Source organism: Shinella zoogloeoides, assembly GCF_020883495.1.
GTDB classification, from domain to species: Bacteria; Pseudomonadota; Alphaproteobacteria; order Rhizobiales; family Rhizobiaceae; genus Shinella; species Shinella zoogloeoides.
In genome coordinates, this window is the sequence record NZ_CP086610.1 from 2,805,809 (window position 1) to 2,828,164 (window position 22,356).

Below are 22,356 nucleotides of genomic sequence, written 5' to 3' on the forward strand. Positions count from 1 at the left end.
GACATGAAAATCCTTTCGGTGGCATCCGAAGTATTCCCGCTCATCAAGACGGGAGGCCTCGCCGACGTCGCCGGCGCATTGCCGCTCGCGCTCGCCGGACATGGCATGCACATGCGCACGCTCATGCCCGGCTATCCGGCGGTCATGCAGCGGCTGGCGAAGACCGAGGTGGTCGCGACCTTCGACGACCTGCTCGGCGAGCCGGCCCGCATCCTCGCGGCAAAGCACGAGGGCCTCGATATCCTCGTGCTCGACGCACCGGGTTTCTTCGACCGCCCGGGCGGTCCCTACACGGATGCGACCGCCAAGGATTTTCCCGACAACTGGCGGCGCTTCGCCGCCCTTTCGCTGGCCGGCGCGGAAATCGCCCGCGGCCTGCTTTTCGGCTGGCGGCCGGATATCGTCCACGCCCATGACTGGCAGGCGGCAATGACGGCCGTCTACATGCGCTATACCGGCCTCCAGAACATTCCGACCGTGATCACCGTGCACAACCTCGCCTTCCAGGGCCAGTTCGGCCCGGAGATATTCCCCGAGCTCGGCCTGCCGCCGGAGGCGTTCTCCGTCGACGGGCTGGAATATTACGGCGATGTCGGCTTCCTCAAGGGTGGCCTGCGCACGGCCTGGTCGATCACCACGGTCAGTCCCACCTACGCCCAGGAGATCACGACCCCGGAATACGGCATGGGTCTCGAAGGCCTCATCAATGCCCGCGTCGCCGACCTCGACGGCATCGTCAACGGCATCGACACCGCCGTCTGGAACCCCGAGACCGACCCGCATATCGCCCGCCCTTTCGCCGCCGGCTCGCTGAAGAAACGCGCCGTCAACCGACAGGCCCTCGTCGAGCGTTTCAACCTCGATGACGACGACGGCCCGATCTTCTGCATCGTCAGCCGCCTCACCTGGCAGAAGGGCATCGACATCATCGCCGAAGTCGCCGACTGGATCGTGCAGCAGGGCGGCAAGCTCGCCGTGCTCGGCTCCGGCGATCAGGGCCTCGAAGGCGCGCTGCTCGCCGCAGCCTCCCGCCATCGCGGTCGCATCGGCATCGTCATCGGCTATAACGAGCCGCTGTCGCACCTCATGCAGGCCGGCAGCGACGCCATCCTCATTCCGTCGCGCTTCGAGCCCTGCGGCCTCACTCAGCTCTACGGCCTGCGCTACGGCTGCATTCCCGTCGTCGCGCGCACCGGCGGCCTTGCCGATACCGTCATCGACGCCAACGAGGCCGCCCTTTCCGCCCGCGTCGCCACGGGCTTCCAGTTCACCCCCATCAATGCCGATGGCCTGCGCCAGGCGCTGCGCCGGGCCTTCAAGGCCTACGCCGAACCGAAAGTCTGGGCGCGCATCCAGAACCAGGGCATGAAATCGGACGTTTCCTGGGAAAACAGCGCCGCGCGCTATGCCGACCTCTATTCCAGCCTTCTTGCGAAAGTCTAAGCCATGACCATCAAGACCGTCCCGACCACGCCCTATAGCGACCAGAAGCCCGGCACGTCCGGCCTGCGCAAGAAGGTCCCCGTCTTCCAGCAGAAGAACTACGCGGAGAATTTCATCCAGTCGATCTTCGACAGTCTGGAGGGTTTCGAGGGCCAGACGCTGGTGATCGGCGGCGACGGCCGCTTCTACAACCGCGAGGTCATCCAGCTCGCCATCAAGATGGCCGCCGCCAACGGCTTCGGCCGCGTGCTGGTCGGGCGCGGCGGCATCCTGTCCACCCCCGCCGCCTCCAACGTCATCCGCAAGAACAAGGCCTTCGGTGGCATCGTGCTTTCCGCCAGCCACAATCCGGGCGGCCCGACCGAAGACTTCGGCATCAAGTACAATATCGGCAATGGCGGCCCGGCCCCTGAGAAGATCACCGACGCCATCTTCGCCCGCACCAAGTCCATCGACAGCTACAAGATCGCCGATGCCGCCGACGTCAATCTCGACCTCGAAGGCACGCATGAGATCGAGGGCATGACCGTGACGGTCATCGACCCCGTCGCCGATTATGCCGAGCTGATGGAACAGCTCTTCGATTTTCCCGCCATCCGCAAGCTGATCGCCGGCGGCTTCCGCATCGTCTTCGACGCCATGAGCGCCGTCACCGGCCCCTATGCCAAGGAAATCCTCGAAAACCGCCTCGGCGCGGCCAAGGGCTCGGTCCTCAACTTCATGCCGCTGCCCGATTTCGGCGGCCACCACCCGGACCCGAACCTCGTCCACGCCCGCGCCCTCTACGAGACCATGATGGCTGCGGATGCGCCGGACTTCGGCGCGGCCTCGGACGGCGACGGCGACCGCAACCTCATCATCGGCAAGGGCATCTTCGTCACGCCCTCCGACAGCCTCGCCATGCTCGCCGCCAACGCCCATCTCGCCCCCGGCTACGCCAAGGGCCTCGCCGGCATCGCCCGCTCCATGCCGACCTCCGGCGCGGCCGACCGCGTGGCGGCAAAGCTCGGCATCGGCATCTACGAGACGCCGACCGGCTGGAAGTTCTTCGGCAACCTGCTCGACGCGGGTCTTGCCACGATCTGCGGCGAGGAAAGCGCCGGCACCGGCTCCAACCATGTGCGTGAGAAGGACGGCCTCTGGGCGGTCCTCCTCTGGCTCAACATCCTCGCCGTACGCAAGGAAAGCGTGCTCGCCATCGTCGAGCAGCACTGGGCGACCTACGGCCGCAACTACTATTCCCGCCACGACTACGAGGAAGTCGACACGGATGCCGCAAACGGCCTGATGGCCAACCTGCGCGACCAGCTCGCCACCCTCCCCGGCAAGACCTTCGGCGCGCTGACCGTCGAGACATCGGACGACTTCGCCTATAACGACCCGGTCGACCACTCCGTCAGCAAGAACCAGGGCATCCGCATTCTCTTCGTCGGCGGCTCGCGCGTCGTCTTCCGTCTCTCCGGCACCGGCACCTCGGGCGCGACGCTGCGCGTCTATATCGAGCGCTTCGAACCCGACGCCGCCCGCCACGGCATCGACACACAGGAGGCGCTGGCCGATCTCATCGCCGTCGCCGACCAGATCGCCGGCATCAAGGCCCGCACCGGCCGCAACGAGCCGACGGTGATCACGTAACATGACCGTCACCGCCCCCTCCTTCGCACCGGGCGCCACGCTCTCCGGGGACGGGGTGGAATTCGCGGTCTATTCGCGCGATGCCGCCCGCGTCCAGCTCTGCCTGTTCGACAGCGCGGGCGACAAGGAACTCGCCCGCCTCGCCATGGGGCGGGACGAGACCGGCTTCCACCGCGTCTTCGTCGAGGGCGCGGCCGCCGGCACGCGCTACGGCTTCCGCGCCGATGGCGTCTATTCGCCCGACCACGGCCTCTGGTTCGATCCGGCAAAGCTGCTGGTCGATCCCTATGCGAAGGAACTCGACCGCCGCTTCGTGCATGACGGCCGGCTGGCGCTCTTCGGGGCGGAGACGGCGGACATCGCGCCGAAGGCCATCGTCACCCGCGACAATCCGGTCGAGGTGAAGCCCCCGCTTTTCCGCCCCGGCGGCTTCGTCTACGAAGTGGCCGTGCGCGCCTTCACCATGCTGCATCCCGACGTGCCGGAGAAAATGCGCGGCACCGTCGGCGCGCTTGCCCATCCCGCCTTGCTTGCCCACCTCAAGCGCCTCGGCGTCGATGCGGTGGAGCTGATGCCGATCACCGCCTGGATCGACGAACGCCACCTGCCGCCGCTCGGCCTGTTCAATAGCTGGGGCTACAATCCCATCGCCCTGATGGCGCTCGACCCGCGCCTCGTGCCCGGCGGCTGGAGGGAATTGGCCGATACGGTCGCGGCGCTGCGCGCCGAAGGCATCGGCACCATCCTCGACCTCGTCTTCAACCATTCCGGCGAGAGCGACCGCCACGGCGCGACGCTCTCCATGCGCGGCCTCGACAACCTCACCTATTATCGCCATGTGCCGGGCCAGCCGGGCGAACTGATCAACGACACCGGCTGCGGCAACACGATAGCCGGTGAGCATCCCGTCGTGCGCCAGCTCGTGCTCGACAGCCTGCGCCATTTCGTGCGCCATGCCGGCGTCGACGGCTTCCGCTTCGACCTCGCCACCATTCTCGGCCGCGAGGCGGACGGCTTTTCCGCCCGCGCCGCCCTGCTTTCGGAAATCTGCGCGGACCCGCTCCTGAAGGACCGCGTGCTGATCGCCGAACCGTGGGACATCGGCCCCGGCGGCTACCAGCTCGGCAATTTCCCAAAACCCTTCCTCGAATGGAACGACCGCTTCCGCGACGACGCCCGCATGTTCTGGCGCGGCGACAGCCACAGGCTGGGCAGCTTCGTCACCGCCTTCGCCGGCTCGGCGGACATCTTTTCCCGGAACGGCGGCACCGAAACCCGCACCGTCAATTTCCTCGCCGCCCATGACGGCTTCACGCTGGCCGACCTCGTCTCCCATACCGTCAAGCACAACGGCGCGAACGGCGAGGACAACCGCGACGGCCACAACGAGAACCATTCCTGGAACAACGGGGCGGAAGGCGCGACGACCGACGGCGCCGTGCTTGTCGCCCGCAGAGCGGATATCAAGGCGCTGCTCGCGAGCCTCTTCCTCTCCCGCGGCACGATCATGCTGACGGCCGGCGACGAGGGCGGGCGCAGCCAGCAAGGCAACAACAACGCCTATTGCCAGGACAACGCCATTACCTGGATGCATTGGGACCGGCTGGACGACGGCCTGATCGAGCATACGGCCATGCTCTCGGCGATCCGCAAGCGCTTCCCGGCGCTCGGGGAAACGGCCTTCCTCAGCGGCGCGGGCGATGTCGAATGGCTGACGCTCGCCGGCACGCCGATGACGGTCGCGGACTGGGAAGCGCCTTTTGCCGGCACGCTGTTGGCGCTGCTCGTCACGCCGGACCTCCAGCAGAAACGCAGCGTCCGCCTTGCTATTGCCCTTAATCGCACGCATGGCGAACAGGCGCTCGCCCTGCCCGCGCCGGAAACGCGGGAATGGGTGAGCCTCCTGACCGCCAACCACCCGGCGACCGGACTGCTGCGGGCGCGCTCGGTCGAGATTTTTGTCGAAAGCCACTGAAGTTCACTGCCCGGACAGGCGGCCTTTCTAGAAGAGGCCTGACTCGTTCCATGGAAAACCGGATGCCAGCCACTGTTCATTTGAAAGATATTGCTGCAAGCGTCGGATCGGAACTCGGCGTCTCGCGCTGGTTCACCGTCGACCAGACGATGATCGACCGCTTCGCCGACGCGACTGAAGACCACCAGTTCATCCACACCGACCCCGAGCGCGCGGCGGCCGAAACGCCCTTCGGCGGCACCATCGCCCACGGCTTCCTCACGCTCTCGCTGCTCTCGGCAATGAATTACGATTGCATTCCGCGAATCGTCGAGCAGACGATGGGCATCAATTACGGGTTCGACAAGGTCCGCTTCATCACGCCGGTCAAGAGCGGCGCGCGCGTGCGCGGCCGCTTCGTGCTCGATGAAGCCCGCTTTCGTGGCGCGGGCATGCTGACGGTCCGCTACAATGTCACGGTCGAGATCGAGGACGAGCGCAAGCCGGCGCTGACGGCCGAATGGACCACCATCATCCAGTTCGACCCGAAGGATCGGCCGGAGGACGTGTGAGGGTCCGCCTCGCCAGTCAGGAGGACATGACGGCGCTGGCCGCCTGCGACTTCTCCTTCCTCGTCACGAGGGAGGCCGTGCCGCCCTTCGAAGGCGAATGGCTGGCCCATGCCCGCCCCGTCGAACCCTACCCCAAAAGCTACGGCTTCGACGCGGCCGAATTCGCCTCCTGTCTGCAGGACGCAAACAAGGCGCTGTTCGTCATCATCGGAGACGAAACGCCGGTCGGTTACATCGCGCTTTCAACGGGCTGGAACAATCTCGCCTTTGTCGACGACCTCGCCGTCGATGCCGAATGGCGCGGCACGGGCGCTGCCCAGCGCCTGATGCAGCAGGCAATCCAGTGGGCGCGGGAAAAGGACCTGCCCGGCCTGCGGCTCGAAACCCAGACGAACAATGTCGCCGCCTGCCGCTTCTATCTGCGCCAGGGCTTCGTGCTGGGCGGCCACGACCGGCACCTGTACGAAGGGCTGTCCCCCGGCACGCGGGAGACAGCCCTGTTCTTCTACCGTCTGCTCTGAAGGATCAGAGACCGGCGTCTTCCGCGCCTTCCACCAGAAGGCCGAAGGCATAGGGCGAGAACGAGCGCCAGCACTCGACCCGATAGTCCTCCTCACCCGAGCGGAACAGCACGATCTCGATCTTGCCGAGCACCGTGCGCGCCGCAGCGCCGACCGGGAAGACCGCATTGCCGAGATCGAGCGGGCAGCCGCTGGCGATCGCCCCGGCCGCATCCGGGCCGGAGACGATGATCGCAGTGTTGCGGTGGGAAACGTCCGTCGCCGAATGCAGCGCGGAAACGCCGGAGGCGATGCCCATCAGGTCCGCGCCGTTCTCGTCGATCAGCAGCCATTCGTCCGGGCCGAGCCAGAGCGCGTGGCGGCCGCTGACGGAGGCCGAGGTTTTCGGCCGGCGCGGCAATTCGAGGCCGAAGGCGAGCGACAGCGTGCCGATGGCATCCTCGCCGGCACGCAGCGAAAGGCGGGTTGCGGGCGCGGCGGGCGTGACGCGCGCGCCGGCGGAGCCGCCATGGTGACGGCCGAGCGGCGCCTTGCGAAGAGCTTGATCAGCCATTGAGGCGTCCTCCTTCCTTGTCGATAAACACCATGTCGCTGACCTCGACCGCGATGGTGCGGTCGGGCATCGGCACGTAGAGCGTCTGGCCCATGCGGGCCTGACCGCCGGCGACGAGCGCCATGGCGATCGACCGGCCGCAATTTTCCGACCAGTAGGACGAGGTGACATGGCCGAGCATGGTCATCGGCTTCGGCTGGTTCGGATCGGCGACGATCTGCGCGCCCTCCTCCAGCACCACCTTCGGATCCTTCGTCAGAAGGCCGACGAGCTGCTTGCGGCCCTCCTTCACGAGATCCGGGCGCTTGAGGCCGCGGATGCCCACGAAGTCCGCCTTCTTCTTGGAGACGGCCCAGCTGAGGCTCGCATCGTGCGGCGTGACCGTGCCGTCCGTGTCCTGCCCGACGATGATATAGCCTTTCTCGGCGCGCAGCACGTGCATGGTTTCCGTGCCGTAGGCGCAGGCGCCGAGCGGTTCGGCCCGCGCCCAGATGGCTTCCCATACGGCCTGGCCGTAGTCGGCCGGCACGTTGACTTCGTAGCCCGCCTCACCCGTGAAGGACATGCGGAACAGCCGGGTCGGCACGCCGCAGATCTTGCCCTCGCGCACGCTCATATGCGGGAAGGCCTCGTTGGAGATGTCGATGCCTTCGACCAGCGGCTCGAGGATTTCGCGCGCCTTCGGCCCCTGCACGGCGATGACCGCCCACTGTTCCGTGGTCGAGGTCAGCCAGACCTTGAGATGCGGGAATTCCGTCTGGAGATAGTCTTCCATGTGGTGCATGACGCGCGGCGCGCCGCCCGTCGTGGTGGTGACATGGAAGCGGTCCTCCGCCAGACGCCCGACGACGCCGTCGTCATAGACGAAGCCGTCCTCGCGCAGCATGATGCCGTAGCGGCAGCGACCGGGCTTCAGCGTATCCCAGGCGTTGGTATACATGAGGTTCATGAACTCGCCCGCATCCGGGCCGACGACCTCGATCTTGCCGAGCGTCGAGGCATCGAACAGGCCGGCGGCGTTACGCACCGTGCGGCACTCGCGGTTGACCGCGTCATGCATGGTCTCGCCGGAGCGCGGATAGTACCAGGCGCGCTTCCAGTTGCCGACATCCTCGAAGACCGCGCCATGCGCTTCTTCCCAGGCATGGATCGGCGTCTTGCGCGCCGGGTCGAACAGGTCACCGCGCGAATGGCTGATCAGTGCGCCGAAGGTGACGGGCGTATAGGGCGCGCGGAAGGTCGTGAGACCGATCTTCGGGATCTCGCGGTTCAGCACTTCCGAGGCGATGGCAAGGCCATGGATGTTGGACAGCTTGCCCTGGTCCGTCGCCATGCCGTTGGTGGTGAAGCGCTTGATATGCTCGATGGAGTGCATGCCCTCGCGCACGGCAAGGCGGATATCCTTGGCGCAGACATCGTTCTGGAAGTCGACGAAGGCCTTGACGGTCGTATCGACGCCGGCCCCCTCGCCCGCACCGGCCATGCCGCCGGTCCATTCGAAGGCGTTCTCGCCGGAAAGCTCGACCTTGCCGCCGCCCTCGTTGCCGGTGGCGCGCGCCATCAGCTCGCCGGCCGCCAGCGATTCTTCAATGGTCGCCTGAAGGCCGTCCGTGCCGTTGCACGAGCCGACCGAAAGGCAATCCTGCGCATAGGCGCCCGGCAGGAAGCGGCCGGAGGCGGCGTCATAGGCCACCTTGCCGCGCGACTGCGAGAAGAGGTGGACGGACGGCGTCCAACCTGCCGACATCAGCAGCGCATCGACCGGGATCGACCGCGCCGAGCCGCCGCCGTTGCGGGCGACCGACATGGAGGAGACGCGCAGCTTGCCCTTGGTGTCGACGACGGAATGGCCGGTGAGCACCTCGATGCCGAGCTTGCGGGCCTCGGCCAGAACCGCCTCGCCGGGCTTCTCGCGATTGTCCACGATGGCGGCGATGGTGACGCCGGCGCGCTTCAGGTCGAAGGCGGCCTCATAGGCGGAATCGCTCGCCGTGTAGACGCCGACCTTGCGGCCGACGGCGACGCCGAAATGGTTGAGATAGGTGCGCGCCGCCGAGGCCAGCATGATGCCGGGCCGGTCGTTGTTGGCGAACACCATATGCCGCTCGATGGAGCCGGTGGCGAGGATGACGCGCTTGGCGCGGACCTGCCACAGACGCTCGCGCGGCAGCTTCTTGTCGGGACGGGCAAGATGATCCGTCACACGCTCCACGAGGCCGACGAAATTGTGGTTGTAGTAGCCGAAGGCCGTCGTGCGGGTAAGAACGGTGACGTTCTCCATCGCCTTCAGCTTGGCGGTCGCAGCCTGCGCCCATTCATAGCCGTTCTGGCCATCGATCTTCACCGAAATGTCGTAATGCAGCGCGCCGCCGACTTCCGGCTGCTCGTCGACGAGCATGACGCGCGCGCCCGCCTCAGCGGCGGCAAGCGCGGCCGAAAGGCCTGCAACGCCAGCACCCGCGACCAGCACGTCGCAATAGGCGTAGCGGTTGGCGTAGTGGTCCGGGTCCTCTTCCGTCGGCGCGACGCCAAGGCCGGCAGCCTTGCGGATGAAGGGCTCGTAGAGCTTTTCCCAGGCCGCCTTCGGCCACATGAAGGTCTTGTAGTAGAAGCCGGCCGCGAAGAACGGCGACAGCAGGTTGTTGACGCCGCCGATATCGAAGGCGAGCGAGGGCCAGCGGTTCTGCGACGACACCTTCATGCCGTCGAAGACCTCCTGCACCGGCGCGCGCACGTTCGGCTGGCGGCGGGCGGCATCGCGCGACACGTCGATCAGCGCGTTCGGCTCTTCGGGGCCAGCGGAAAGAATGCCGCGCGGACGATGATACTTGAACGAGCGGCCGACGAGATGCACGCCGTTGGCGAGCAGCGCGGAGGCGACGGTGTCGCCTTCCAGCGCATCGAACGTCTTTCCGTCGAAGGTGAAACGCGCCGTCTTGGCGGGCGTCAGGCGGCCCTGGCCGGCAATGCGATTGGCGCCGCTCATTTCGCGGTTCCTTCCGTGGTCTCGTTGGTTGCGGCGGCAGGCGCGGCGCCCGGAATATCGGGCTTCGGCTCACCTGCCTTGTAGCTCATGAAGAACTTGTCGCTCACCGTGTCGCGCGCCGCATTGAAGAAGCGGCCGCAGCCATGGATATGGCGCCAGCGTTCGAAGATCAGGCCCTTCGGGTTATCGCGCAGGAAGAAGTAGTCCTGGAATTCCTCGTCGGTGATATCGGCGATGTTGGTCGGCCGGGCGATGTGCGCATCGCCGCCGTGGCGGAATTCGAGCTCCGAGCGCTCTTCCTCGCAGTAGGGGCAGTAGATCAGCAGCATGGTTCAACTCTTCTCGTCAGGCTCGATATAGAGACCAAAGGCTTTTATATTTCGGTGCATCACGCGCTCGCGCCTTCGACGCCAGCCTTGTGACAAATAACCACCAGTTTCCTTCTCCGGCTCGGCAGCATAATCATCGCGATATCCGGCCGTGTCGTGCATTGGGTGCTTCAGGATGAGCGTTCCAGCCCAAGGCAGGACGCCTCCGAAAACCAGCGAAACGAATGCCACGAGCGGGAAAACTCCAACCAATATCCCCGCAATCTCAGAGCCCGTGTGCTTATGCAGTTGCTCGGCAGCCAGTGCGAGAAGGACCGCACCAGCGCCTCCAAGAAAAAAAAGCTTGTTCGCCCTTCTGGTCATCGGCTTCCACTCAGTGCGCCACGGCCGCCGCCGCTGCCTCGTCGATGAGGCGGCCGGTGCGGAAGCGGTCGAGCGTCAGGCCGGCGGCCAGCTTGTGCGGCTCGCCCCGCGCGATGAGATGGGCGAAGAGATGCGCCGAACCCGGCGTCGCCTTGAAGCCGCCGGTGCCCCAGCCGCAATTGACGAAGAGGTTGGGAACCGGCGTCACGCCCTGGATCGCCGAGCGGTCCGGCGTGTTGTCGGTGATGCCGCCCCACTGGCGCATCATCTTGACGCGGCGGAACATCGGGAAGAGTTCGCAGATGGCGTCGAGCGTATGCGTGATGATCTGCAGGCCGCCGGTCTGGGAGTAGGAATTGTACTGGTCCGTACCCGCGCCGATGACCAGCTCGCCCTTGTCCGACTGCGAGATATAGGCATGAACCGAGTTGGACATGACCACGCAGGGGAAGATCGGCTTCATCGGCTCGGAAACCAGCGCCTGCAGCGGCACGGAATGCAGCGGCAGCTTCACATCGGCCATGGACATGATGACCGAGTTGTGGCCGGAGGCCGAAACCGCGATCTTCTTGGCGCCGATGAAGCCCTTGGAGGTTTCCACGCCCGTCACCGCGCCGTCCGGCCCGCGGCGGATGCCCTTGACCTCGCAGTTCTGGATGACGTGTAGGCCGCGATCGGACGCAGCGCGCGCATAGCCCCAGGCGACGGCGTCGTGGCGGGCAGTGCCGCCGCGGCGCTGGAGGGCCGCGCCGTTGATCGGGTAGCGGGCGGAGGCCGAGATATCGAGAACCGGCACGAAGTCCTTGGCCTGCTGCGGCGTCAGCCATTCGTTGTCGATGCCGTGCAGACGGTTGGCATGGACGTGACGCTGGAAGGACTGCTTGTCGTGGATGTTGTGCGACAGCATCATCACGCCGCGCGGCGAGTACATGACATTGTAGTTGAGGTCCTGGCTGAGGCCCTCCCAGAGCTTCAGCGAGTGCTCGTAGATATCCATGCTCTCGTCATAGAGATAGTTCGAGCGGATGATGGTCGTGTTACGGCCGGTATTGCCGCCGCCGAGCCAGCCCTTCTCGATCACGGCGACATTGGTGATACCGTGTTCCTTGGCGAGATAATAGGCAGCGCCGAGGCCATGGCCGCCGCCGCCGACGATGATCACGTCATATTCCTTGCGCGGCTCGGGCGAGGTCCACTGAGCCTCCCATCCCTTATGGCCACGCATCGCCTCGCGGGCGACGGCGAAAACCGAATATTTGCGCATAACCCAGGTCCTCGATGTCTCGCCGGCCACGCCGGCTGTTTCCTGTTGCAATAGAAAGCAAATCCTGGCGGGGGACGCCGTATCCTTTGCGACGCATTCAGGCGCACCTTGTACCACATGCGACATGACGATATTGGAGCTGCAAGACGGTTTTCCCGGCCTTTCGCGGAAAATCCGGCACATCACGGCGCGGAAGACTGGACTTCCCTCAAACGTTCTGGTATCCGACGCCTCAATCGTCAGCCTTCCGGGCTGCACGAACGTCACTTATTTGCCTGACGAACACAAAGAATCGCCGGGTAACAACGAACAAAGGAACGGGATTCTCGTGCAGGTACTTGTCCGCGACAACAACGTTGATCAGGCTCTCCGCGCTCTCAAGAAGAAGATGCAGCGCGAAGGTATTTTCCGTGAAATGAAGATGCGCGACTACTACGAAAAGCCGTCGCAGAAGCGTGCGCGTGAAAAGGCTGAAGCCGTCCGTCGCGTTCGCAAGCTGGCTCGCAAGCGCGCCCAGCGCGAAGGCCTCATCGGCGGCCGTCCTGGCGCCCGCTAATCGGCCGTCATTTCGACGTTTTCGGATGCAAGACCGGGCGGGGGCGATGATTTCGCCGCCGCCTTTTTTGATGTGACCGGACGATTTTTCACCCTTGTGAAAGGTTTCCGTGCAATTCCGGGTTCGACCGCTACGCAACCTTGCCGGAATTGCTGTGAAAGGCCGTAGCGTTTTCTTCGCGCATGAGGCGGGAAGAAGCCCATTTTGAGGATTCGCACTTGGACATGGCTGCATCTACCGGGTTCCCGACCGATCGTCTCTCTTCCTCGTCCGCCCGCATGCGCCGCCCCCTGATGGCAGCCGTCGCCGCCACGTCGCTCGCCGTGCTCCTCGCCGGCTGCCAGTCGACCACCTCGACGGACGTGCTGAAGGTCGAGCGCGCGCAGGGCTCGCAGGAGAACATCGCCTCGCTCTCCGCCGTGATCGCCGCCAATCCGCAGGATCCGGAAGGCTATAACGTCCGTGGCTCCGCCTATGGCCGCGCGGGCGAATACCGCCGGGCGCTCGACGACTTCAACCGCGCCATCGAGCTGAACCCGCGCTTCTACCAGGCCTATGCCAACCGCGCGCTCATCCAGCGCAGCCTCGGCGACCAGGCACAGGCGGCGGCCGACTACAACACGGCCCTGCAGCTCAATTCGAACTATGACGTCGCCTATATCGGCCGCGGCAATCTCTATCGCCAGGCCGGCCGTCTCGACGAGGCGTTCAGCGACTTCAACCGCGCCATCCAGCTCGATACGACCGATCCGCGCGCCTACCACAATCGCGGCCTGATCTATCAGGCGCGCCGCCAGCACGACAAGGCGATCGAGGACTTCTCGAAGGCCATCTCGCTGTCGCCGAACTCGGCCGAACCCTATAACGGCCGCGGCATCTCCTACGCCGCGAAGGGCGACGACGACAACGCCTTCCAGGACTTCAACACGGCGATCAACCTCAATGGCAAGATCGCCGAATCCTGGGCCAATCAGGCGCTGATCTACGAGCGCCGCGGCGAGATGGCGAAAGCCTCGCGCTCCTATTCGCAGGCGCTCCGCCTCGATCCGAACTACGCCCCGGCCAAGTCCGGCCTCGCCCGCACGCGCGGCGCTGCCGCCGCCGCCAAGCCGGCCTGACCGACGCCGGAACCTGCCGGAAAAAACGGAAAAGCCCGCGAACTTACTCGCGGGCTTTTCTCGTTGATGGCTTTCGCGTCAGGCGGGCCCGACGCCACGCACCGGGCTTTCCCAATCAGCGCAGGACGATAACGCCCAGCACGTTGATGAGGATCAGCAGCAGGAGGCTGGAGAAGAAACCGGCGCTGGTGAAGAAGCCGGCTGCCATGGCGACCAGAAGGGCGACGCAGAACAGCGTGCCGTACTTGGTGGCATTGATGAAGAAATTGTAGGTCTTCTCGTGCTCGGGATAGTCCATCGGCGCGCCGAGTTCGACCGGTCCGTTATGATGTTCAGCCATAGTCACCTTCTCCTAAGCAGCCGCACCCGCCAGTCAATCCCCCGGACGGGCGCCTGAAACAGGCCGGCCCCGAACGGACCGGCGATTCCCTCAAGCGCGAAAACGCGCGTCTTTCTGGCCATACACAATGGATCGGCAAAGCGCAACGGCAAGGCGCGGCGCGCGCCTCGCCCCGCACGCTTTCCATAACGCGGAAGGCCGGTTTCGCCCGAAACCGGCCTTCCCTGCGACAACGGAACGCAAGCCCTATCGGGCATGGACATTGCCCGAGATCTGGATGCGCCGGTGGGATTCGGCAAGGCGCGCGGTGGGGCGCACCGTCAGCGGGCTGAACGGCATGTCCTCGCCGCGGGCAAACAGCATGCGCCGCTCGAAAGGCTCGGACTGGAAGAAGGGGAAGCGTGCATAGAGCGAGGAGCGCACATCCTTGCAGCGCGTCGCCATCAGCATCAGGTCGATGATGAACTTGCCCTGGTTGCTCTTGGGCGAGGCGACGAAGTCGCCGTCGAAAACCCGGCGATAGAAGGCCGCATGCGCCGGCTTGACCATCTGCAGCACGCGGTCGGCATCGAAGTAATCCGCGGCCATCGTCGCAAGGCGCAGCGTCAGATAGGGGATCGCCGGCATCTCGCTCCAGATTTCGGGATCGGCGGCAAGACGGACGGGATCGATCAACGACATGCCCGCATCGAGAAACGCCTTGATCTCGTCGGGGAAAACCTTGCCCGAGGAAGTGACGCGATGATCCGGCGTGACATGATGCAGGCGCACGGTCGAGATCAGCCGCTCATCGTGATAGACGCCGAAGACATAGGCGTGGCTGTCGAAGTCCGCCTCGTCGATGAGAAGGTGGGAATCTTCCGCAAGATGCATCACGCTGCCGGCCTTGTAGGCCTTGTAGCGGATCCGCGCCACGTCCTCCATGTCCTCGCTGGTCTCGACCCGGCGGTACTCCACCCGGTCGAGCAGTCCGAGAAGCTTCTCAGAAAAGCGGCCGCTCGCTAGTTCCACGCCGGTGTCCCCCATATCTCGATCGAAAAGCTGGCCGTATCCCCACAGCCGGCGTCATAATCGCCGATATAGGACAATTTGTGTAAAATACAATTCATTAACCTTAACATATGGTTAATGCTAAATTTGAAGAAGCTGATACATCCTGTCGGATCAAAGGCCTATGGGAATAACGGGGTGTGGATCAGGCGACGCGGCGGCCGCGGCGGCGCGGCTCGTCCGGCTTGTGGCCGAAACCTTCGTAGCGGTCGCGCAGCGCTTCGGGCGACATGGGCGCGGCGAAGACATAGCCCTGCACGAGATCGGCGCACTGATACTTGTTGATCAGCGCGAGCTGCTCCTCCGTCTCGACGCCCTCCACGACGATACGCAGCCCCAGTTCGCGGGAAAGGTTCACCGTGCCGCGCAGCAGCTTGAGGCGGCGGGGGTCCTCGCCGATATTGCGGACAAAGGATCGGTCGATCTTGATGACGTCGAGCGGAAGCTGATCGAGATAACTGAGGCTGGAATAGCCCGTGCCGAAATCGTCGATGGCGACGGTGATGCCGCGGGCGCGCAGTTCCTGCAGGATCGCCTGCACCTTGACCGGCTCCTCCATGAGGCAGCTTTCGGTGACCTCAAGATGCAGCCGGTGCGGCGCAAGCCCGGCCGCATCCAGCGCCGCGGACACGACCTCGATGATGCCGGTGCCGCGCAGGTCCTGGACGGACAGGTTGACCGAGACGCCCATATGCTCGGGCCAGGCGGCGCAGTCGGCGCAGGCCCGGTTGATCATGAACCGCGTGATCTCGGAAACGATGCCCATCTCCTCGGCGATCTGGATGAAGACGGTCGGGGCGACAGGGCCGCGCTCGGGATGCGTCCAGCGCGACAGCGCCTCGCAGCATTCGATGCGCGAGCCATCCGGCACGAACATCGGCTGGTAGGCGACGGAGAGCGCGTTGTTGGCAAGCGCCTCGCGCAGGTCGTCCTTCAGCTTCTGGCGGTCCATGTAGCGCGCGTCCATCTCCTGCTCGAAGAGGGTGAAGCTGCCCTTGGCGCGCGACTTGGTCTCGAACAGCGCCAGATCGGCGCGGATCTGCATTTCCTCCAGGCGGAAGTCGTCGCTCGCCACCGTCACGCTGCCCGCGCTGAAGGACACAAAGAGCGTCATGCCGTCGAATTCGTAATTGCCGCGCAACTGCTCATGGAAGCGCCGCATGCGCGCCTCCAGGTCCCGCCGGTTCGCCTCGTTGGGGAAGAACAGGATGAACTCGTCGCCCATCAGGTGCCCGGCGATCGCCCGGTCGCCGGCAAGGCGGCGCAGCCGCTCGGCGATGGCGCAGAGCAGCCGGTCGCCGGTCACGTGGCCCTTCATGTCGTTGACATGCTTGAAGTCGTCGACGTCGAGCACCATGAAGCCGACCGTGCCGGGCTTCTTGCGCTCGGCCAGCGCGTCCTGCACCAGTTCGGCGAAATAGGTGCGGTTCGGCAGCCCCGTGAGGCTGTCGTAACGGACCATGTGCAGGATCTTCTTCTCCGCCCGCACGCGCGCCGTCACGTCTTCGAAGATCAGCACCGCCCCGCCGTTCTCGCGTGGCGCGGCGGTGAATTCGAGATAAAGGCCGGCCGTCACCTGAACGAGCGCGCGCGAGCGCTCGCCCTTCAGCAGTTCGTCGAGCTGGCGCAGGATCGTCCGGCTCTGCCCGGCATTGAAGAAGGAATTGCGCACACCGAAACGCAGCACCACGTCGAGATGGCAATCCTTCAGCCGCTCCTGGTTGCCGAGATGCAGAAGCTCGCAGGCCCTCCGGTTGGCGACGAGGATGCGGTGCTCCGAATCCAGCATGAACAGGCCGTGCGGCATGTTGTTGAGCGCGGTGTCGAAACGATCTGCGATGGTGGCGAGTTCGCGCGCGGCCAGCACGTTCTCATAGAGGAAGGTGCGCACGCCATTCGCCATCGAGCGCGTCGTCATCGCGAAGGGCAGGACGAGGGAGGCGAGCACCGCATGGTAGAAGTCCCCAAGCCCGAGAAAACCGACCACGATGGGGAAGCAGGCCGAGAAGACCATGTAGTTGACGGCGCGCGGCGAGCCGTAGTTTCGCCCGACCACCGAGACCATGGTGGCGAGCGTCACCGAAATGGTGGCGATTTCCGCAAAGGAATCGCGGCTGACGAGCAGGCTGTAGCCGCAGGCCGTGCCGAGCGCGAGCGTCGTGCCGACGGCGCCGAGATTGTACCAGTTCTCCCAGTAGCGGATGCCGTCCATGTCGAGCGCGGTCTTGTCCGCCCGGTCGAAGCGGCGCATGCCGTGGGCGCGCAGCGCCCAGATGAGCACGACGAGCGCGCTCCAGACGAGGAAGAAGGGGTCGTTGGTCTTGGCGTAGACGAAGGAGAACGTGATGACGTGCGAAATCACGCCCACAAAAAGGGTCTGGCGATTACCGTACAGCGAGCTGACGAACGACAAGTATACATCAGCCGGCAGTGTGTTTTGACCCTTATCCTTCATGGACTCGGCACTCCCTATGACGTTTGAGGGTTACCGGCCAAAATTTAATGAATGATTTCGGGAAATTACCGAATAACGAGGGTATCGTCGAGCATATTTGCACCCCTGCGCAACCAAAGGAAGCCGTACTCAACCGAATATTGCACAAATAGCTATTTCAGTAAAGGCTACACAACCCTTCATAGGCCCACTGCGCAACTTCCTGACTCTTTCGCGACAGAGTATTGCGCCACCGAAGCCCATGGAAAACTTGAGCCGCCCCGGCCGTTTGCAGTTCGTTGGTTAACGACGTACATCCCCCCGCCCCCTCAAAATTGACAGGCGTCAGGCATTCTGTCCGCCGGGCGCCCCGGGGCGCGTCGTCATTTCGCCAGAAAGAAGGAATTGACTGGCGGCGGATTTGATAGCAAATCCTTATTTGGTATTTCTTTTTCCGGAGCCGATCATGTCGAAACCCGTCGTCGCCATTCCCGCCGATATTCGGGAAATCGAAGGCAACGTCTGGCAGGCCACGCCGAACCAGTATGTCCGCGCCGCCGTCAAGGGCGCGGATGTCACGGTCTTCCTTGTGCCGGCGCTGGAGGCGGACAACGATTTCGACGGCATCCTCGACCGCGTCGACGGGCTTCTGGTCAGCGGCTCGCGCACCAATGTCCATCCCTCGCTCTACGGCAAGGAAGGCACCGACGCCGAAGGCCCCTATGACCGGGCGCGCGATGCGACCAGCCTGCCGCTCATCGCGCGGGCGCTGGAACGCGGCATCCCGCTTCTCGCCATCTGCCGCGGCATCCAGGAGCTGAACGTCGTTCTCGGCGGCACGCTCGCCAACGAAATCCAGGAGCAGCCCGGCATCTGGGACCACCGCAAGCCCGACACGCCGGTGCTCGACGTCGCCTATGGCATCCGCCAGAAAGTGCTGGTCAAGGAAGGAAGCTGCCTTGCATCGGTGATCGGCGCGGGCGAGGTGCAGGTGAACTCGCTGCACCGCCAGGCGATCTCCGACAAGGCCCCGCGCCTTGCCGTGGAAGCGGTCGCGGAGGACGGCACCATCGAGGCCGTCTCCGTCATCGGCGCCAAGGCCTTCGCGGTCGGCGTGCAATGGCACCCGGAATATTGGGTCGGCTCGGACCAGCCCTCGAACCGGCTCTTCGCCGCCTTCGGCGAGGCCGTGCGCGAATATGCGGCCGCCAAACAGGGCACCGCCCACCGCACGGCGGCCGAATAGGCCGTCAGTCGGCGGAAACCATCGTGATCATGGCGTCAGCCGGCTCCACGGCCTCGTAGTCGAAGCCGTCACCGTCGACGATCGTCAGGATCGCCTCGCCCTGCGCATCCGCCACGATCACCGTACCATCGCCGTTATTGGTCCAGGTCCGCGCCTTGGAAAGGCCCGGCCAGACAGCCTCGCAATCCGCATCCGCCGTGAAGCGCGCGCTGCGGCTCGAAATCGGGCTGCCCCGCTCGCCAAGGCAGGCCGTGCTCGCCGCGCCGTTGGAGATCGTATAGCTGCGCCCGGCCGCCTGTGTGGGAATGGAGCCGGAGACGATGGGGTCGACCCCCGGCCTTTCCTGCCCCCAATAGCTCCAGAGGCCGAAGGATATGGCACCGATCACAACAGCGAATGTCAGTGTCTTCATGGCGCTCTCCTGCATCGCGATTCGATACGGGAATCATGCGCCGGCAAGCTTGCGGAAAGGTTAACGAAGGCTTTCCAGCCCCTACCCCGTTTTTCGCGTAAAGGGCGTTTCCGGCACCGGCGTCAGGGGGACGCCGCGCCCGAACCAGGCGAGGAGATTGTCCGCCACCAGATCGGCCATCGCATCGCGCGTCGCCACCGAAGCGGAGGCGACATGAGGCAGCAGCGTGGCGTTCGGCAGGTCGAGCAGCGCCTGGGGCACGTTCGGCTCGTCATAGAACACATCGAGGCCCGCAGCCGCGATCGTGCCATCCTTCAACGCGGCGGCCAACGCCTCCTCATCGACGGTCCAGCCGCGCCCGACATTGATCAGCACGCCGTTCGCCCCGAGCGCCTGCAGGATGGAGGCATCGATCGTCCGGTGCGTTTGCGGCGTCTTCGGCACGATGGCGATGAGGATATCGACCGCCCCGGCCAGTTCCGCCAGCGACGGATAATAGGCATAGGGCACGCCCTCGCGCGGCCGGCGCGTGTGATAGGCGATCTCGATGCCGAATCCCTTCAGCCGCTCGGCAATGGCAAGACCGATGCGCCCGAGGCCGTAGATACCGGCCCGGCGGCCGCGCAGGCTGAGCGGCGTCAGCGGAAAAGCGCCCTCGCGCTTCCAGCGCCCCTCGCGCAGCCACGCCTCCGCCTGCGGAAAGCGGCGGATGGTGTTGAGCAGCAGGCCGATGGTCGTATCGGCCACCTCATCGTTCAGCACGTCCGGCGTATTGGTGACGGCGACGCCGCGGGCGGCGGCGGCCAGCGCATCGACGCCGTCATACCCCACGCCGAAGCTTGAAATGATCTCCAACGCCGGCAGATGCTCGATCATCGCCGCACCGAAGCTGCCGGAGACCGCGACGCCCGCGATGCTCGCCGCCTCGGAGCGGGCGAGAAGGGCGGGATCCGCCCTTTCGATGCGCACGATGTCGAAGGTCTCTTTCAGGCGGTCGAGCACCCGCTCGCGGATCGTTCCGGGTACGAGAATGCGTGTCCTGGCCGCCATGCCAACTCCTGTTCAGCTCTCCGAATGCGCCTTCAGCGGTCCGGTCGATTGCCGGATACGCATTTCCGGCTTGATGAGGTGGATGCCGTCCGGCTCGTGGCTGCCGGAGAGCTTGTCCAGGAGCGCGCGGGCGGCGTTGCGCCCGACTTCCGACTGGCCGTTCCAGACGGTGGTGAGCGCCGGCGTGGCGATGGCCGCCTCTTCCAGATCGTCGTAGCCGGTAACGGAGACATCGCGGCCGGGCACGAGGCCGGCGCGGGCGATGCCGTTCATCAGGCCGATGGCGACGAGGTCGTTCCAGCAGACGGCGGCGGTCGGTTTCTGCGGCAGCGAGAGGAAATGCACCGCCGCCTCGAAACCGCCCTGCTTGGTGCGGGGGCCGGGAATGCGAAGGCCGGGATCGACCTCGATATTGGCCTTGCGCAGCGCGTTGACATAGCCCTGATAGCGGTCGCGGCCGGTCGATGTCTGGTCCGTGCCGCCCACCATGGCGATGGTGCGGTGGCCGAGGCCGATCAGGTGGTTGGTGGCCAGCGAGATGCCGTAGCTGTCGTCGCCGCGGAAGATCGGCACGTCGAGACCGTCGATGGAACGCGCGATGAGAATTGCCGGCATGCCGTTGTCCTCGGCAAGCTGGATATCCTCCGGCGGCGTGCCGATGGCCGGCGACATGATCACCCCGTCGCCGCCGAGCTGTAGCAGCGTCTCGACGAAGTTGCGCTGCTTCTCGACCGAGTCGTAGTGGTTGGAGAGGATGAAGGTCTGCCGGTCGCGGTCCAGCTCGCTCTCGATGGCTTTCAGGATTTCCGCATAGAACGGGTTCATGATGTCGTGTACGACGACGCCGATGATGCCCGAGCGGGAGGTGCGAAGGCTCGCCGCGCGCCGGTTGTAGATATAGCCGAGCGCCCGCGCCTGTTCCTTGATCCGCTCGCGCGTGGACGCCGCCACGAGCGGGCTATCCCTGAGCGCAAGCGATACCGTCGCCGTGGAAACGCCGAGCGTTTCCGCGATGGTGGAAAGCTTGATTTTCTGAGCCACGACCCCTCCCCGAAGAACACGCAGCAACGCGGCTTTAAAACCGTTTATTTAAACAGTTTAAATGTCGTCGGCAACAGGCTTTTCGTGCTGGCGCGACGTATCGGGCAGGCCGGCATGCAGGTTCTCGTCCATGGCGCGCAGAAGCTTCAGCAGATTGCGCATGTCCTTCTCGCTGAAGCCTTCGGCGGCCTGCTGCTCGCTGAGGCGGGCAGCCTCGGTGATGTGGTTGACGGAGGCGCGGCCCGCCTCGGTGAGATGCACGACGGTCAGCCGCCCGTCCGCCTCGTCGGACCTGCGTGCGACGAAACCCTGCGCCTCCAGCCGGCCGATGGTGCGCGTCATGGTCGGGGCCTTCACCCCGAGCCGAGCGGCAAGCGCCCCGGCCGTCAGTCCACCGGCTTCCGACAGCGCGAGGATCACGCCGTCCTGCCCGGCATAGAGACCCGTCGCCAGGAGATTGCGCGAAAGCACCGTGCGCATGGAGCGCGCGGCACTGACGACCGCGGCGGCAAGGCCCGCGCCCGAGACTGCCTCGTGCGACTTCTTCTTCTTGGCCTTCTTGCCGTCCTTGCCGTCCTTGTGCTTCTTGCCCATGCATCGCCTCCTGCACCGCCGCCCTTGCATCGCGGGCGCGGCCTTGTATGACAGAGGAGTAAGGCTGGCGGCAAGTAAGGATCGGAGTGACGCCATGGCGCATCCCAAGATGCGATGGAGCGAGAACGACCCCATGCTGGCGCCGGAAGACCGGGCGGGCTGGATCGCCGTCCTGCCGCTCGGCGCCCATGAGGGCCACGGGCCCCACCTGCCGCTGGAAACCGACACGCTGATCGCCGAGGGCATCGCCGCCCGGCTGACAGCCGTGCTGCCGCCGCACCTACCCGTCACCATCCTGCCGGCCGAGCCGGTCGGCTATTCGCCGGAACATCTCGACGTGCCAGGCACCCGCTCGCTCGGCTATGGCGAGGCGATCGAGCGCTGGCTGCGCATCGCCGAAGACCTTCACCGCCTCGGCGTCCGCAAGCTCGTGCTGCTCAATGCCCATGGCGGCAATTCGCCTTTGATGACCATCGTGGCGACCGAGGCGCGCATCCGGCTGAACATGCTCGTCGTCGCCACCGCCTGGACGCGCTTCGGCCAGCCGGAGGGCTGGATCGCGCCGGAGGACAAGGCCATCGACATCCACGGCGGCGATATCGAGACCTCCGTCATGCTCGCCCTTCACCCCGAGCGGGTGCGCATGGACAAAGCCGAGCGCTTCGGCTCCCGGCAGGCGGCCTTCGCCGCCCGCTTCGCGCATCTGCGCGCCTACGGCCCGCACGCCTTCGGCTGGAAGATGTCCGACCTCAACCCGAAGGGCGTCGCGGGCGACGCGAGCGCGGCGACGGCGGAAAAGGGCGAGGCGCTGATCGCCCATGCCCTCCGCGGCCTCGTCGCGCTGCTGGAGGACGTCGCGGCCTTCGACGCGGATACGCTCCGCTAGAGCATTCCC

At 65.3% G+C, this 22,356-nt stretch carries 21 protein-coding genes; 9 read left to right on the plus strand and 12 right to left on the minus strand.

The features are described 5' to 3' along the window. The first annotated feature begins 3 nt into the window (after positions 1 to 3). From glgA to K8M09_RS13940, 5 genes are all read left to right on the plus strand, one after another. Positions 4 to 1,443, plus strand: coding sequence for a glycogen synthase GlgA (gene glgA / locus K8M09_RS13920; protein WP_160785218.1), 1,440 nt, complete (start codon positions 4 to 6; stop codon positions 1,441 to 1,443). A gap of 3 nt (positions 1,444 to 1,446) precedes the next feature. After that, positions 1,447 to 3,078: an alpha-D-glucose phosphate-specific phosphoglucomutase gene (locus K8M09_RS13925; protein WP_160785217.1), complete on the plus strand. Its 1,632-nt coding sequence runs from the start codon at positions 1,447 to 1,449 to the stop codon at positions 3,076 to 3,078. Position 3,079: 1 nt separating this feature from the next. Beyond that, positions 3,080 to 5,053, plus strand: a complete 1,974-nt coding sequence (gene glgX / locus K8M09_RS13930) for a glycogen debranching protein GlgX (RefSeq protein ID WP_160785216.1) — start codon at positions 3,080 to 3,082, stop codon at positions 5,051 to 5,053. 62 nt (positions 5,054 to 5,115) lie between these two features. After that, positions 5,116 to 5,604 (plus strand): MaoC family dehydratase, encoded by a 489-nt coding sequence (locus tag K8M09_RS13935; protein ID WP_160785215.1) that lies wholly within the window; start codon positions 5,116 to 5,118, stop codon positions 5,602 to 5,604. Continuing rightward, positions 5,601 to 6,125, plus strand: coding sequence for a GNAT family N-acetyltransferase (locus tag K8M09_RS13940; RefSeq protein ID WP_206366653.1), 525 nt, complete (start codon positions 5,601 to 5,603; stop codon positions 6,123 to 6,125). The genes K8M09_RS13935 and K8M09_RS13940 overlap by 4 nt, the downstream gene beginning before the upstream one ends. Before the next feature lie 4 nt (positions 6,126 to 6,129). Here K8M09_RS13940 and K8M09_RS13945 read toward each other — a convergent pair whose 3' ends face one another. From K8M09_RS13945 to K8M09_RS13965, 5 genes are read right to left on the minus strand one after another with little or no spacing between them, the layout of a single operon-like run. Beyond that, positions 6,130 to 6,678 carry a sarcosine oxidase subunit gamma gene (locus K8M09_RS13945; protein WP_160785213.1) on the minus strand — a complete coding sequence of 183 codons (549 nt, stop codon included), beginning with the start codon at positions 6,676 to 6,678 and terminating at the stop codon, positions 6,130 to 6,132. After that, positions 6,671 to 9,664, minus strand: coding sequence for a sarcosine oxidase subunit alpha (locus K8M09_RS13950; protein ID WP_160785212.1), 2,994 nt, complete (start codon positions 9,662 to 9,664; stop codon positions 6,671 to 6,673). The genes K8M09_RS13945 and K8M09_RS13950 overlap by 8 nt, the downstream gene beginning before the upstream one ends. Next, positions 9,661 to 9,993, minus strand: a complete 333-nt coding sequence (locus tag K8M09_RS13955; RefSeq protein ID WP_160785211.1) for a sarcosine oxidase subunit delta — start codon at positions 9,991 to 9,993, stop codon at positions 9,661 to 9,663. Before K8M09_RS13955 ends, K8M09_RS13950 begins: the two co-directional genes overlap by 4 nt. A gap of 3 nt (positions 9,994 to 9,996) precedes the next feature. Next, entirely contained in the window at positions 9,997 to 10,356 is a 360-nt protein-coding gene (locus K8M09_RS13960) for a hypothetical protein (RefSeq protein ID WP_160785210.1), read from the minus strand. Positions 10,357 to 10,366: 10 nt separating this feature from the next. Further along, the gene (locus K8M09_RS13965) at positions 10,367 to 11,620 is read right to left on the minus strand and encodes a sarcosine oxidase subunit beta family protein (RefSeq protein WP_160785209.1); all 1,254 of its coding nucleotides are present in this window, start codon (positions 11,618 to 11,620) and stop codon (positions 10,367 to 10,369) included. Positions 11,621 to 11,948: 328 nt separating this feature from the next. On the opposite strand from K8M09_RS13965, the gene rpsU reads away from it, so the two are divergent. After that, positions 11,949 to 12,176, plus strand: a complete 228-nt coding sequence (rpsU, locus tag K8M09_RS13970) for a 30S ribosomal protein S21 (protein WP_119256642.1) — start codon at positions 11,949 to 11,951, stop codon at positions 12,174 to 12,176. 224 nt (positions 12,177 to 12,400) lie between these two features. Beyond that, entirely contained in the window at positions 12,401 to 13,294 is an 894-nt protein-coding gene (locus tag K8M09_RS13975) for a tetratricopeptide repeat protein (RefSeq protein ID WP_160785208.1), read from the plus strand. Positions 13,295 to 13,409: 115 nt separating this feature from the next. Here the strand turns inward: K8M09_RS13975 and K8M09_RS13980 are convergent, their stop codons facing one another. The 3 genes from K8M09_RS13980 to K8M09_RS13990 all read right to left on the minus strand — a co-directional run bounded on the left by K8M09_RS13980 (position 13,410) and on the right by K8M09_RS13990 (position 17,139). Beyond that, positions 13,410 to 13,634 (minus strand): aa3-type cytochrome c oxidase subunit IV, encoded by a 225-nt coding sequence (locus tag K8M09_RS13980; RefSeq protein ID WP_160785207.1) that lies wholly within the window; start codon positions 13,632 to 13,634, stop codon positions 13,410 to 13,412. A 246-nt stretch (positions 13,635 to 13,880) separates the two neighbouring features. Next, entirely contained in the window at positions 13,881 to 14,660 is a 780-nt protein-coding gene (locus K8M09_RS13985) for an N-acyl amino acid synthase FeeM domain-containing protein (protein ID WP_160785206.1), read from the minus strand. Between the two features lie 169 nt (positions 14,661 to 14,829). Further along, positions 14,830 to 17,139 carry a putative bifunctional diguanylate cyclase/phosphodiesterase gene (locus tag K8M09_RS13990; RefSeq protein WP_160785205.1) on the minus strand — a complete coding sequence of 770 codons (2,310 nt, stop codon included), beginning with the start codon at positions 17,137 to 17,139 and terminating at the stop codon, positions 14,830 to 14,832. A 445-nt stretch (positions 17,140 to 17,584) separates the two neighbouring features. On the opposite strand from K8M09_RS13990, the gene K8M09_RS13995 reads away from it, so the two are divergent. Continuing rightward, complete coding sequence (locus K8M09_RS13995; RefSeq protein WP_160785204.1) at positions 17,585 to 18,364, plus strand: gamma-glutamyl-gamma-aminobutyrate hydrolase family protein; 780 nt, start codon at positions 17,585 to 17,587, stop codon at positions 18,362 to 18,364. 4 nt (positions 18,365 to 18,368) lie between these two features. On the opposite strand, the gene K8M09_RS14000 is transcribed toward K8M09_RS13995, so the two are convergent. The 4 genes from K8M09_RS14000 to K8M09_RS14015 all read right to left on the minus strand — a co-directional run bounded on the left by K8M09_RS14000 (position 18,369) and on the right by K8M09_RS14015 (position 21,461). After that, positions 18,369 to 18,776: a hypothetical protein gene (locus K8M09_RS14000; RefSeq protein ID WP_160785203.1), complete on the minus strand. Its 408-nt coding sequence runs from the start codon at positions 18,774 to 18,776 to the stop codon at positions 18,369 to 18,371. 81 nt (positions 18,777 to 18,857) lie between these two features. Beyond that, positions 18,858 to 19,826: a 2-hydroxyacid dehydrogenase gene (locus K8M09_RS14005; protein ID WP_160785202.1), complete on the minus strand. Its 969-nt coding sequence runs from the start codon at positions 19,824 to 19,826 to the stop codon at positions 18,858 to 18,860. 12 nt (positions 19,827 to 19,838) lie between these two features. Continuing rightward, complete coding sequence (locus tag K8M09_RS14010; RefSeq protein WP_160785201.1) at positions 19,839 to 20,867, minus strand: LacI family DNA-binding transcriptional regulator; 1,029 nt, start codon at positions 20,865 to 20,867, stop codon at positions 19,839 to 19,841. A gap of 57 nt (positions 20,868 to 20,924) precedes the next feature. Next, positions 20,925 to 21,461: a MarR family winged helix-turn-helix transcriptional regulator gene (locus tag K8M09_RS14015; RefSeq protein ID WP_160785200.1), complete on the minus strand. Its 537-nt coding sequence runs from the start codon at positions 21,459 to 21,461 to the stop codon at positions 20,925 to 20,927. Between the two features lie 94 nt (positions 21,462 to 21,555). On the opposite strand from K8M09_RS14015, the gene K8M09_RS14020 reads away from it, so the two are divergent. Then, complete coding sequence (locus K8M09_RS14020; protein WP_160785199.1) at positions 21,556 to 22,347, plus strand: creatininase family protein; 792 nt, start codon at positions 21,556 to 21,558, stop codon at positions 22,345 to 22,347. Positions 22,348 to 22,356: the final 9 nt, after the last annotated feature.

What these genes read in the sequence shown, in the direction of transcription:
- K8M09_RS13980 (WP_160785207.1), bottom strand. Translation starts at nt 13,634, where the DNA reads ATGGCTGAACATCATAACGGACCGGTCGAACTCGGCGCGCCGATGGAC.
- K8M09_RS13925 (WP_160785217.1), top strand. Translation starts at nt 1,447, where the DNA reads ATGACCATCAAGACCGTCCCGACCACGCCCTATAGCGACCAGAAGCCC.
- K8M09_RS13985 (WP_160785206.1), bottom strand. Translation starts at nt 14,660, where the DNA reads ATGGGGGACACCGGCGTGGAACTAGCGAGCGGCCGCTTTTCTGAGAAG.
- K8M09_RS14000 (WP_160785203.1), bottom strand. Translation starts at nt 18,776, where the DNA reads ATGAAGACACTGACATTCGCTGTTGTGATCGGTGCCATATCCTTCGGC.
- K8M09_RS14005 (WP_160785202.1), bottom strand. Translation starts at nt 19,826, where the DNA reads ATGGCGGCCAGGACACGCATTCTCGTACCCGGAACGATCCGCGAGCGG.
- K8M09_RS13960 (WP_160785210.1), bottom strand. Translation starts at nt 10,356, where the DNA reads ATGACCAGAAGGGCGAACAAGCTTTTTTTTCTTGGAGGCGCTGGTGCG.
- glgA (WP_160785218.1), top strand. Translation starts at nt 4, where the DNA reads ATGAAAATCCTTTCGGTGGCATCCGAAGTATTCCCGCTCATCAAGACG.
- K8M09_RS13935 (WP_160785215.1), top strand. Translation starts at nt 5,116, where the DNA reads ATGCCAGCCACTGTTCATTTGAAAGATATTGCTGCAAGCGTCGGATCG.
- K8M09_RS13990 (WP_160785205.1), bottom strand. Translation starts at nt 17,139, where the DNA reads ATGAAGGATAAGGGTCAAAACACACTGCCGGCTGATGTATACTTGTCG.
- glgX (WP_160785216.1), top strand. Translation starts at nt 3,080, where the DNA reads ATGACCGTCACCGCCCCCTCCTTCGCACCGGGCGCCACGCTCTCCGGG.
- K8M09_RS13955 (WP_160785211.1), bottom strand. Translation starts at nt 9,993, where the DNA reads ATGCTGCTGATCTACTGCCCCTACTGCGAGGAAGAGCGCTCGGAGCTC.
- K8M09_RS13945 (WP_160785213.1), bottom strand. Translation starts at nt 6,678, where the DNA reads ATGGCTGATCAAGCTCTTCGCAAGGCGCCGCTCGGCCGTCACCATGGC.
- K8M09_RS13995 (WP_160785204.1), top strand. Translation starts at nt 17,585, where the DNA reads ATGTCGAAACCCGTCGTCGCCATTCCCGCCGATATTCGGGAAATCGAA.
- K8M09_RS13965 (WP_160785209.1), bottom strand. Translation starts at nt 11,620, where the DNA reads ATGCGCAAATATTCGGTTTTCGCCGTCGCCCGCGAGGCGATGCGTGGC.
- K8M09_RS13950 (WP_160785212.1), bottom strand. Translation starts at nt 9,664, where the DNA reads ATGAGCGGCGCCAATCGCATTGCCGGCCAGGGCCGCCTGACGCCCGCC.
- K8M09_RS14015 (WP_160785200.1), bottom strand. Translation starts at nt 21,461, where the DNA reads ATGGGCAAGAAGCACAAGGACGGCAAGGACGGCAAGAAGGCCAAGAAG.
- K8M09_RS14020 (WP_160785199.1), top strand. Translation starts at nt 21,556, where the DNA reads ATGGCGCATCCCAAGATGCGATGGAGCGAGAACGACCCCATGCTGGCG.
- K8M09_RS13975 (WP_160785208.1), top strand. Translation starts at nt 12,401, where the DNA reads ATGGCTGCATCTACCGGGTTCCCGACCGATCGTCTCTCTTCCTCGTCC.